Origin of the sequence: Phenylobacterium sp., from assembly GCF_030680185.1 — a bacterium.
Classification (GTDB): Bacteria; Pseudomonadota; Alphaproteobacteria; order Caulobacterales; family Caulobacteraceae; genus Phenylobacterium.
This window is the reverse complement of record NZ_JAUXVZ010000009.1, coordinates 26,611-38,216: the sequence shown is the minus strand read 5'-3', so window position 1 is coordinate 38,216 and position 11,606 is coordinate 26,611. Positions and strand designations below refer to the sequence as shown.

Here is an 11,606-nt window from a genome sequence, read left to right as displayed (position 1 = left end):
TCAGAGTGAGACCACATAAACGCATCAGGAGGCGAACCGTCCATGAAACTTGATTCCTCCATCGCCGCCGTCGTCACCGGCGGCGCATCCGGCCTCGGCGAGGCCACCGTCCGCGCCCTGGCCGCCCACGGCGTCAAGGTCGCGATCTTCGACATGAACGCCGAGAAGGGGGAGGCGGTCGCCAAGGAACTGGGCGGCGTCTTCTGCAAGGTCGATGTCACCGACGACGCTACGGTCGAGGCCGGCTTCGAAAAGGCCCGCGCCGTCCATGGCCAGGAGCGTATCCTGATCAACTGCGCCGGCACCGGCTTCGCGGCCAAGACCGCCAGCCGCGACAAGACCACCGGCGAGACCAAGTCCCACCCCATCGCCATCTTCGAGAAGATCGTTCAGATCAACCTGATCGGCACCTTCCGCTGCGTGGCCAAGTCGGCCCAGGGCATGCTCTCGCTGGAGCCCCTGGAGGACGGCGAGCGCGGCGTGATCGTCAATACGGCGTCCGTCGCCGCGGTCGATGGCCAGGTGGGCCAGGCGGCCTATTCGGCGTCCAAGGGCGGCGTGGTCGGCATGACCCTGCCCATCGCCCGCGACCTGATGAATGACGGCATACGGGTCAACACCATCCTGCCCGGCATCTTCAACACGCCGCTGATGAACGCCGCTCCGGAAAACGTGAAGGCCGCCCTGGCCGCCTCCGTGCCCTTCCCCAAGCGTCTGGGGAACGCCGAGGAATACGCCTCCCTGGCCCTGGAAATGTGCCGCAACGGCTATTTCAATGGCGAGCATGTCCGCCTCGACGGCGCCATCCGGATGCCGCCGCGGTAATTTGCGGGTCGCGATGGGTTTTCCCCGTTGCGACAATGCGCCACAGTGGGGGCTTGAGTAGCAAAAGCCCTCACTGGGGGTGCGTCCAGCCATGATGGCCACCTGGGCCCAGCGTTTCGCCACCGCCGTCGAGCGGCCGGCGGTCGCCTATGGGATCGTTATTGGGTCTGTGGCCGTGGCCACGAGTCTTCAGGGCGTGATCGAACTCGCCCTGACCTCGCCGCCAGCCTTCATGATCTACTATCCGGCCATCATCTTCGCCACGGTGGTCGCCGGCGGCCGCGGCGGTCTGACGGCTGTGGCCCTGAGCGCCCTGGTGGCCGTCCTGCTCTGGCCGACCGAAGCGCGCGCCGGCGCGACCCTACCGGTCACCCTTGGCCTCTTCCTGCTGACCGGCGGTCTGACGGTCGCCCTGGCCAAGCCCTTGCGCGTGGCGATCCGCAGAGGCGCCACGGTGCAGGAGCGCTTTCGCATCGCCCAGCAGGGGGCCAAGGACAGTTTCGTCATCTTCGACCCGGTGCGGGAGAACGGCGAGGTCGTCGATTTCGTCTGGGTCTACGCCAATCCTGCCGCGGACCGCATGGCGCCGGCCGGGGTCGAAAGCCTGGTCGGGCGCAGGGTCCGCGAGGTCTTTCCCGACGGAACGGGCCTGGCCATGGTCGAGCGGCTGCGTCAGGCCCAGGGCCAGGACGAGGCCGACGAGCTCGAGGTCAGCCGGGTCATCGACGGCGAGGAGCGCTGGGTGCGCTCCAGCGCCGTGCGGGCCGGCGAGGGCGTCGCCGTCATCTTCCGGGACATCACCGAACAACGCGCCATGGTGCAGGCCCTTCGTCAGGGGGAGGCCCGGGTGCGGGCCTTCATCGAATCCCTGCCCCAGCTGATGTGGGTGGGGGCCAAGGACGGCGCCTGGGTCTTCGCCAGCCCCCAGTGGCGCACCTTCACCGGCGACGGACCCGACGACGCCCTGGGCGATGGCTGGCTCGCCTCCGTCCACCCGGAGGACTGCGATGCTGTGGCCGAGGCCTGGCGTCAGGCTGTTCAGAACGCGCTCCCCTTTTCGCCCCAGTTCCGCCTGCGACGGGCCGATGGGGTGTGGCGGTGGTTCCACGGGCGGGCCTCGCCCCTGCGGGACGAAGACGGCGAGGTCCGCCGCTGGTTCGGCTCGGCCTCGGACATTACCGAGGTCATCGAGGCTCGCCAGGATCTCGAGGCCCGGGTTGAGGCGCGAACCCGCGACCTGCAGGCCAGCCTGGAGGACAAGGCCCGCACCGAGACGGCCCTGGCCCAGGCCCAGCGTCTGGAGACGGTGGGCCGCCTGACCGGCGGCGTCGCCCATGACTTCAACAATCTGCTGACCGTCGTCATTGGCGGCCTCGACATGATCCTGAAGAACCCCGCCGATCAGGCGCGGGTGACGCGGCTGGCCGAGGCGGCCCTGTCCGCGGGCCGCCGCGGCGAGCGCCTGACCCGCCAGCTGCTCGCCTTTTCGCGTCGCCAGGAGCTGCGGCTGGACAATCTCGCCGTCGCGCCGCTTGTGGAGCAGGTCGAGCCGCTGGTGCGTCGGGCCGCTGGCGAGGCGATCCATCTGGTCATCGACTGCGCTCCGGACGTCGGCGCCGCGCGGCTGGACGCCGCCCAGTTCGAGGCCGCCCTGCTGAACCTGGTGGTCAACGCCGCCGACGCCACGCCGGCTGGCGGCCAGATCCGCATCGAGGCCGCCCGCACGACCCTGGCCGAGGGGGAGGTGCGCGAGGCTGAGCCCGGCGACTATGTGCGCATTTCCGTCACCGACACCGGCGCCGGCATGGCGCCCGACGTCCTCGACCACGTGTTCGAGCCCTTCTTCACCACCAAGGAGACGGGCAAGGGCACGGGGCTGGGCCTCGCCCAGGTCTATGGGTTCATCCGTCAGTGCGGCGGCGCCGTCGAGGTCCGCAGCGCGCCGGGCGAAGGCTCGACCATCAGCCTCTATCTGCCGGCCGCCGACCATGCCGACCCGCTGGCGCTGGAGGCCGAGGTGGGGATCGAGACCATGATGGCCGGCCTGCGGATCCTGCTGGTGGAGGACGACGATGCGGTGCGGGCCGTCACCGAGGGCCTGCTGAGCGAACTGGGCTGCCAGGTGGAGACCGCGATCAATGGCGTCGAGGCGCTGGTGCGGGTCGGACGCGGCGCCGACTTCGATCTGGTGCTGTCGGACATCGTCATGCCCGGCGGGGTCAGCGGGGTCGATCTCGCTCGCCGGCTGCGCGACGACCATCCCTCCCTGCCCGTGGTGCTGACCACCGGCTATACGGCCGAGAAGCTCGATGACGCCGAGGAGGCGCAAGCCTGGCCCATTCTGCGCAAGCCGTTCCGGGCCGAACAGCTCAGCGCCGTGGTCCGGCAGGCGGCCGGCGCGGCCTAGGCCGCCCTCAGGCCCCGAAATCTAGCGCCGTCGCAGGCCCCCCAGCATGCCCCGCACGATTTCGCGGCCGATCTGACTGCCGACGGTCCGCAGCACCGACTTGGTGAAGGCCTCGCCCAGGCCCTGCCGGCCGCCGCCGCTGCTGCGCCGGGCAGGCGTTCTGGGTGCGGGCGCGGTCTTCACCGGCGGGGCCGGCGCGGCCTGGGTCTCCGCGCGGGCCTGCAGCCGCTCATGGGCCGACTCCCGATCGCGGGCCTCGTCATAGAGGCCGCGCACAGGGCTCTGGGCCATCAGGGCGGATCGTTCGGCCGGCGTCGCCGGGCCGAGCCTCGAGGCCGGCGGCCGGATCAGGGTTTTCTCGACCACGCAGGGGGCGCCCTTTTCGTCGAGCAGCGAGACCAGGGCCTCGCCCACGCCCAGCCCCTGGATCGCTTCGGCGGTGTCGAAGGCGGGATTGGCCCGGAAGGACTGGGCCGCGGCCCGCAGCCCCTTCTGGTCGGCTGGGGTATAGGCGCGCAGGGCGTGCTGGATGCGGTTGCCCAGCTGGCCCAGCACGCTGTCGGGGATGTCCGCGGGGTTCTGGGTCACGAAATAAACCCCCACTCCCTTGGAGCGGATCAGGCGCACCACCTGCTCGACCTTTTCCAGCAGGCCGCGCGGGGCGTCGCGGAACAAAAGGTGGGCCTCGTCGAAGAAAAAGGCCAGGCGGGGCTTTTCGGGATCGCCCACCTCGGGCAGCTCCTCGAACAGTTCCGACAGCAGCCACAGCAGGAAGGTGGCGTAGAGCCGCGGCGAATTGATCAGCCGGTCGGCGGCCAGGATGTTCACATGGCCGCGGCCCGAACCGTCCACCCGCATGAGGTCGCTCAGGGCCAGGGCCGGTTCGCCGAAGAAGCTCGCCGCCCCCTGGTCTTCCAGCACCAGTAGCTTGCGCCGGATGGCCGCCAGGCTCGCCTTGGCCACGGCGCCGTACCGCGCGCTGATATCGGCGGCGTTCTCGCCGACATAGCCGAGGACCGCCTGCAGATCCTTGAGATCGAGGAGCAGCAGGCCCTCCTCGTCGGCGACCCGGAAGGCGACGGTGAGCACGCCCTCCTGGACGTCGTTCAGCTCCAGCATCCGCGAGAGCAGCAGGGGCCCCATCTCCGACATCGTGGCGCGGATTGGATGGCCCTGCTCGCCGAACAGGTCCCAGAAGACCGTGGGCGCCGCCAGGGGCGTCAGGTCGAGGCCCATCCTGGCCGCGCGCGCCAGCAGCTTTTCGTTGGGACTACCGGCCATGGCCACCCCCGACAGGTCGCCCTTCACGTCCGCGGCGAAGACCGGGACGCCGGCGTCCGACAGGCCCTGGGCCAGGATCTGCAGGGTCACCGTCTTGCCGGTGCCGGTCGCGCCGGCCACCAGCCCATGGCGGTTGGCGCGGTCCAGGCGCAGGAAGAGCTGGCCCGCGCCCTCGCCCAGACCGACCAGCACGTCCCCATTTTCCGTCGTCGCCATGACCCGCCTTCCTCCCCTTTGACGCTCAAGCTAGCCGGCCCGGTTCGGGGCCGCCAGACGCATGACATGTCGCACGAAATGACAGGGTCGGCCCCTTGACCGGAACGGCGTTTCGGGTCCGCCTTGCCCTTGTTCACCCCGAGGGCGCGCGAATCAGCGCCACCCATCGAGAGCAGGTCTTTCAATTGCGCCGTCTATACCTATCTGAAGCCTTGTCGGGGCTTCCCCACCCCCGGCCTCACCGCGCCGCCCCGCAAGGGACGCCGGCGCAACGAGCCCCCCAGGCTTCGCCGACCCCCCTCGGTGGAGCCAGGCGCCGCCGGACCCTCTCCTCCGGCGGCGTTCTCGTTTTCAGGAGGGCCGCATGAGCGCGTCCGTGACCGAAGAAGCCGCCCGGGTCGGCCAGGACCTTTCCCGCAGACTGCTCAGTCTCCTCAACGCCGGGGATGATCCGGCCTTGGAGGCCTTCGCCGCCCAGGCGGCCGAGGACGTGGTCCCCGCCGAACTGCCACAGTTCGACCTGGACGATCTGGCGACCAACCTCGCGGGCTTCTGGCGCTTTGCAGACAAGCGCCGCGGCCTCTCGCCGATCCTCAGGATCGTCCGCGCCACCCGGGCCGGCGATGATCCGGAGCCCACAGAATTCGATCTGGTGGAGATCGTCCAGGAGGACGCGCCCTTCCTGGTGGACAGCGTCATGGGCGAGATCGCCGAGCAGGGCTTCCAGGTCCGCGCCATGTTCCATCCGGTGGTCGAGGTCCGCCGGGACGACAAGGGCGTGCGCAACCCGAAGGGCGATCTGCGCCGGGAATCCATGATCCAGGTGGTGGTCGACCGCATCGGCCCCGACCGCGAGGAACAGCTGCTGGCCGGCCTGCGCACGGCCCTGGCCGACGCCCGGGCCGCGGTCGCCGATTTCCCGGCCATGCTGGACCTGATGTCGCGGACCGTCGCGGAACTGGAGGCGCTCAGCCCCGACACCCCGCGCCGGGACGAGGAGCTGGCCTTCCTGCGCTGGCTGCACACCGAGCATTTCGTGTTCCTCGGCGCACGGATCTACGAATATCCGCGGGTCGAGGGCGGCGACTACGCCCCTGAAGAGCCCCTGTTCCAGCCCCAGGATGGCCTGGGCGTGCTGCGCGATCCCGAGCAGCGGGTGCTGCGCCGGACCAATGAGCCCGCGGTCCTCACCGTGCAGCTGGCGCGGCGCCTGGGGGAAGACGCCGCCGTCACCGTGGCCAAGGCCAATATGCGCTCCCGCGTCCATCGCCGCGGCTACATGGACTATGTGGGCGTGCGCCGGTACGGCCCCGATGGCCGGCCCTCCGGCGAAGTCCGCTTTGTCGGCCTGTTCACCGCCGAGGCCTACGACCAGCCGGTGAGCGCCGTCCCCCTGGTGCGCGCCAAGGCCGCAGGCGCCCTGGCCCGGGCGGCCAAGGCCCCGGGCAGCCACAATGAAAAGCGCCTGAAGAACATCGTCGAGAACTATCCCCGCGACGAACTCTTCCAGATGACCGAGGACGAGCTGCTGGCCAATGCGCTGGGCATCCTCCACCTCTATGACCGCCCCCGGGTGCGCCTGTTCGAGCGGCGCGACCCCTTCGACCGGTTCGCCTCGGTGCTGATGTTCGTGCCGCGGGACCGCTACGATTCGGACCTGCGTCGCCGGGCCGGACAGCTCCTGGCCAAGGCCTATGGGGGCCGGGTCTCGGCCTATTATCCCAGCTTCTCAGAGTCGCCGCTGGCCCGGGTGCATTTCATCATCGGCTTCACGCCCGGCCACGCCCGTGAGCCGGATCTGTCGGCGGTCGAGGCGCAGATCGCCGAGGCCACCCGCACCTGGGGCGACCGTTTTGAAGTCGCCGTGCGCGGCCAGGATCGCCCCGCCGCCGCCACCGCCGACCTGCTGAGCCGCTATGCCGGAGCCTTCTCGCCGGGCTATCGCGACCGCTACGACGCCGCCGAGGCCCTGGCCGACATCGCGGTGATCGACGACCTGAAATCGGACGAGGCCATCCGCGTGCGGGCCTTCCGGCGCAGCGGCGACACGGCCCGCCAGTTCCGCTTCAAGCTCTATCGCCCGACAGAGCCCGCGCCCCTGGCCGAGGTGTTGCCGATCCTGGAGAGCATGGGCCTGAAGGCCATGGTCGAGCAGGGCTTCGCCGTTCGGCGGACCGGCCTCGATCCGGTCTGGGTCCACGAGTTCGAGCTGGACGATCCCCGGGGCGAGCACCTGGTGTTCGACGAGGTGAAGGGCTGTTTCGAGGCCGCCTTCGTCGCCGTCTGGACCGGCCAGACCGAGAATGACGGCTTCAACCGCCTGGTGCTGGAGCTGTCCATCGGCTGGCGGGAGGCCGCCCTGGTCCGGGCGCTCGCCCGCTATCGGCAACAGAGCGGACTCGATCCATCCCAGAGGACGCAGGAAGAGGCGCTGAGCCGCCATCCGGGCGTCACCCGCCTGATCCTCGACCTCTTCCGCACCCGTTTCGATCCGGCCGTGAAGTCCGACCTCGCCGGCCGAAAGGCCCAGGGCGAGGCGGTGATGACCGAGATCACCGAGGCCCTGCAGGCGGTGGAGAGCCTGGACGACGACCGGGTGCTGCGTCGCATCGCGCTGCTGGTCCAGGCGATCCTGCGCACCAGCTATTATCAGACCGACGAGGCGGGCCGGCCCGCCCCCTTCATCAGCTTCAAGGTGGCCAGCGAGGACCTGGCCGACCTGCCGGCCCCCAAGCCGCACCGCGAAATCTATGTCTGGTCGACGACCGTCGAGGGCGTCCACCTGCGCTTTGGCCCCGTGGCCCGGGGCGGCCTGCGCTGGTCCGACCGCCGCGACGACTTCCGCACCGAGGTCCTTGGGCTGGCCAAGGCCCAGCAGGTGAAGAACGCCGTCATCGTGCCGGTAGGGGCCAAGGGCGGCTTCTATCCCAAGGCCCTGCCGGTGGGCGGCGCCCCTGACGCCGTCCGCGCCGCCGCCGTCGAGGCCTATAAGACCTTCCTTCGCGGTCTGCTGGACATCACCGACAACCTGACGCCCGAGGGCGAGGTGATCGCGCCCCAGGGTGTGGTCGCCTATGACGGCGAGGATCCCTATCTGGTGGTCGCCGCCGACAAGGGTACGGCCACCTTCTCCGACATCGCCAACGAGCTGGCCGAGTCCTATGGCTTCTGGCTCGGCGACGCCTTCGCCTCGGGCGGGTCGGCGGGCTACGACCACAAGGAGATGGGCATCACCGCCCGCGGCGCCTGGGAGGCGGTCAAGCGCCACTTCCGGGAGCTGGGCAAGGACATCCAGGCCGAGCCCTTCACCGTGGTCGGCGTCGGCGACATGTCCGGCGATGTGTTCGGCAACGGCATGCTGCTGTCGCGGCAAATCCGCCTGCTGGCCGCCTTCGACCACCGCCACATCTTCCTCGACCCCGATCCCGACCCCGAGACGAGCTTTGTCGAGCGCGAGCGGCTGTTCGCCCTGCCGCGCTCGTCCTGGGACGACTATGGCCGGGAGAAGATTTCGGCCGGCGGCGGGGTCTTCCCCCGCACGCAGAAGTCGATCCCCTTGAGCGCCGAAGTCCGCGAGGTTCTGGGCGTGGAGGCCGAGGCCCTGGCGCCCACCGAGCTGATCAGCGCCATCCTGAAGGCCAAGGCCGAGCTCCTCTATTTCGGCGGCATCGGCACCTATGTGAAGGCCGCCGCCGAAAGCCACGCCGATGTGGGCGACAAGACCAACGACGCCCTGCGGATCAACGCTGAAGCCCTGCGGGTCCGGGTGCTGGGCGAGGGCGCCAATCTCGGTCTGACCCAGGCCGCCCGCATCGCCTTCGCCGAGGCCGGCGGGCGGGTGAACAGCGACGCCATCGACAACTCGGCCGGGGTCGATTCCTCCGACCACGAGGTCAATATCAAGATCCTCACCGGCATGGTCGAGCGGGCCGGCGACCTCAAGCGCCCGGACCGCGACAAGCTGCTGCGCTCGATGATCGACGACGTGGCCGACCATGTCCTGGAGCACAACTACGATCAGAACCAGGCCCTGTCCCTGCTGGAGCTGGACGCCGTCGGCGAGCTGGAGCCCCACGCACGGTTCATGACCCGGCTCGAATCCATGGGTCGGCTGGACCGGGCGGTTGAAGGCCTGCCCGACGCCGGCGCCATCGCCGAGCGGGCCGAGGCGGGCCGGGGCCTGACGCGGCCGGAACTCGCCGTGCTGATGGCCTATGGCAAGATCCAGCTCTTCCGCGAGATGGTCGAGACCGAGGTCCCCGACGATCCCTGGTTCGAGCAGGTGCTGGAGGGCTACTTCCCCGCGCCCCTGATGCGCTACGCCCCAGAGATGCGCCGCCACCGCCTGCGGCGTGAGATCATCGCCACGGTGGTGGCCAACGACGTGGTGAATCGCTGCGGCCCCAGCTTCCCCGCCCGCCTGATGGCCGCGGCCGGCTGCGACGCGCGGGCCTTCTTCGTCGGCTATGAGGCGGCACGGGCGGTCCTCGACCTCGCCAGGCTGTGGGAATCGGTCGAGGCCCTGGACAATCAGATCCCGGCGCGGGCCCAACTGCTGCTGCTGCGCCAGCTGGCCCGGCAGCTTCGCGGCATGACCTTCTGGTTCGCCCGCCGGGCCTATCGCCAGGGCGAGGGCGTCACCGCCCTGATCGATCGCTACGCCAAACCGGCCCAGGCGCTGAAGGCCGTGGCGCCGGAGGTGCTGACGCCCGTGGAGCGCGCCGACCTCGACGCCCTGGCCGAACAGTTGATCGCCGCAGGCGCGCCCGAGGATATGGCCCACGCCGTGGTGGAGCTTCAGCCCCTGACGGTCGCCGCCGACCTGGCTGATCTGGCCGAGGCCTCCAGCTGGCCGGTGGAGAATGTGGCGCGCCTGCACCACAAGGTGGGCGAGGTCTTTGGCTTCGATCGCCTGCGGGCCGCGGCCGGCAGCCACTCGGCCGGCGACATCTTCGAGCGGACGGCCGTCCGTCGGCTGGTCGAAGACCTGCTGGCCGAGCAGACGAGCGTGGCCCGCGCGGTGATGGCCAAGGCCCGCAAGGCCAGGGCCGCCGCCGATGGCGAGGCGGCTCAGGCCGCCATCGCCGCCTGGGCCGCCACAGCCGAAGACGCCGTCGCCCAGGCTCACCGGACCATGGCCGAGATCGAGTCCGCGCCCGGCGGCTGGACCTTCGCCAAGCTCACCATCGCCCATGGGGCCCTGCGCGAGCTGGCGGTGCAGGCCGACGCGTGACGCCCGCGCAGCCTGGTTAGTGGCGGAAGACCCGCACGCCGGTGAAGGCCATGGTCAGGCCGGCGGCGTCGGCGGCGGCGATGACCTCTTCGTCGCGGATCGAGCCGCCCGGCTGGATCACCGCCGTGGCGCCGGCCTCGGCGGCCTGGATCAGGCCGTCGGCGAAGGGGAAGAAGGCGTCCGAGGCGCAGGCCGAACCCTTGGCCAGCGATTCCGGCAGACCGGCCGTCTCGGCGGCCTCGGCCGCGCGGATGGCGGCGATGCGGGCTGAATCCTTGCGGTTCATCTGGCCAGCCCCGATGCCAGCCGTCTGCCCATCCTTGGCATAGACGATGGCGTTGGACTTCACATGCTTGGCCACGGTGAAGGCGAACAGCATGTCGCGCAGCTCGGCCTCGGTGGGCTGACGCTTGGTGACGATCTTCAGATCGGCGGCGGTGATGTGGGCTGTGTCGCGACCCTGGACCAGGAAGCCGCCGGCCACCTGGCGCCAGGTGTCGCCGCCCGCCTTGGGGTCGGGCAGGCCGCCGGTGATCAGCAGGCGCAGGTCCTTCTTCTTTTTGAAGATGGCGATGGCCTCGTCGTCGGCTTCCGGGGCCACCACCACCTCGGTGAAGACCTTGACGATCTCCCGGGCTGCGGCCGCATCCAGCCGGCGGTTGACCGCCACGATGCCGCCGAAGGCTGAGACCGGATCGCACTGCAGGGCGCGCTGATAGGCCTCGGTCAGGTCGGCGCCCAGCGCCACGCCGCAGGGGTTGGCGTGCTTGATGATGGTCACCGCCGCGCTGGCGGCGGGGTCGAACTCGGCGACCAGCTCGATGGCCGCGTCGGTGTCGGCGATGTTGTTGTAGGACAGCGCCTTGCCCTGCAGCTGGGTGGCGGTGGCCACGCCGGGGCGGTTCGAGCCGTCAGAATAGAAGGCCGCGGCCTGATGCGGGTTTTCCCCATAGCGCATGGTCTGGACCAGCTCGCCGGCGAAGGCGCGGCGGCGCGGCGCCTCTTCGGCCAGTTCCTTGGCGAACCACTGGGAAATCGCCGCGTCATAGGCCGCAGTGCGGGCATAGGCGCGGGCCGCCAGGCGCTTGCGAAGGGGAAGCGAGGTCGCGCCGTCGGCCTTGAGCGCCGCGATCACCTCTTCCAGATCCGCGCGTTCGGTGCAGACGGCCACATAGCCGTGGTTCTTGGCGGCCGAGCGGATCATGGCCGGCCCGCCGATGTCGATATTCTCGACGCAGGCGGCGAAGTCGCCGCCGCCGGCCACCGTCTGTTCGAAGGGATAGAGGGTCACATAGACGATATCGATCGGGCCGATGCCGTGCTCGGCCATGGCCTGGGCATGGTCGGCGGCGTCGCGCACCCCCAGCAGGCCCCCATGCACCACCGGGTGCAGGGTCTTGACCCGGCCGTCCATCATCTCGGGGAAGCCGGTCAGGTCGGCGACGTCCTTCACGGGCAGGCCGGCGGCGGCGATGGCGGCCTTGGTGCCGCCGGTGGAGACCAGCTCCACGCCCATGTCGGCGAGCGCCTGGGCGGCCTCGACCAGACCGCTCTTGTCGGAGACCGACAACAGGGCGCGAACGGGTTTGACGGCGTCGGGGGCGGGGGGGAAGTTCGGGGCTGCGGGCACGGCGGTCTCCTGGT

Annotated in this window: 5 protein-coding genes; 3 read left to right on the top strand and 2 right to left on the bottom strand. The window is 70.3% G+C overall.

All coding sequences use genetic code 11. The annotated features are described in order from the left end of the window. Positions 1-42 precede the first annotated feature (42 nt). Both Q8L83_RS01290 and Q8L83_RS01285 read left to right on the top strand, forming a co-directional pair. Complete coding sequence (locus Q8L83_RS01290; protein WP_305284331.1) at positions 43-825, top strand: SDR family NAD(P)-dependent oxidoreductase; 783 nt, start codon at positions 43-45, stop codon at positions 823-825. 91 nt (positions 826-916) lie between these two features. After that, on the top strand, positions 917-3,232 hold the full coding sequence (locus Q8L83_RS01285; RefSeq protein WP_305284329.1) for a PAS domain-containing protein: 2,316 nt from the start codon (positions 917-919) through the stop codon (positions 3,230-3,232). 21 nt (positions 3,233-3,253) lie between these two features. Here the strand turns inward: Q8L83_RS01285 and Q8L83_RS01280 are convergent, their stop codons facing one another. Beyond that, positions 3,254-4,729 carry a helicase HerA-like domain-containing protein gene (locus tag Q8L83_RS01280; protein ID WP_305284328.1) on the bottom strand — a complete coding sequence of 492 codons (1,476 nt, stop codon included), beginning with the start codon at positions 4,727-4,729 and terminating at the stop codon, positions 3,254-3,256. Between the two features lie 364 nt (positions 4,730-5,093). Here Q8L83_RS01280 and Q8L83_RS01275 point away from each other — a divergent pair, with 364 nt between their 5' ends. Next, on the top strand, positions 5,094-9,962 hold the full coding sequence (locus Q8L83_RS01275; protein ID WP_305284327.1) for an NAD-glutamate dehydrogenase: 4,869 nt from the start codon (positions 5,094-5,096) through the stop codon (positions 9,960-9,962). A gap of 16 nt (positions 9,963-9,978) precedes the next feature. Here Q8L83_RS01275 and purH read toward each other — a convergent pair whose 3' ends face one another. Continuing rightward, the gene (gene purH, locus Q8L83_RS01270) at positions 9,979-11,592 is read right to left on the bottom strand and encodes a bifunctional phosphoribosylaminoimidazolecarboxamide formyltransferase/IMP cyclohydrolase (RefSeq protein ID WP_305284326.1); all 1,614 of its coding nucleotides are present in this window, start codon (positions 11,590-11,592) and stop codon (positions 9,979-9,981) included. Positions 11,593-11,606 lie beyond the last annotated feature (14 nt).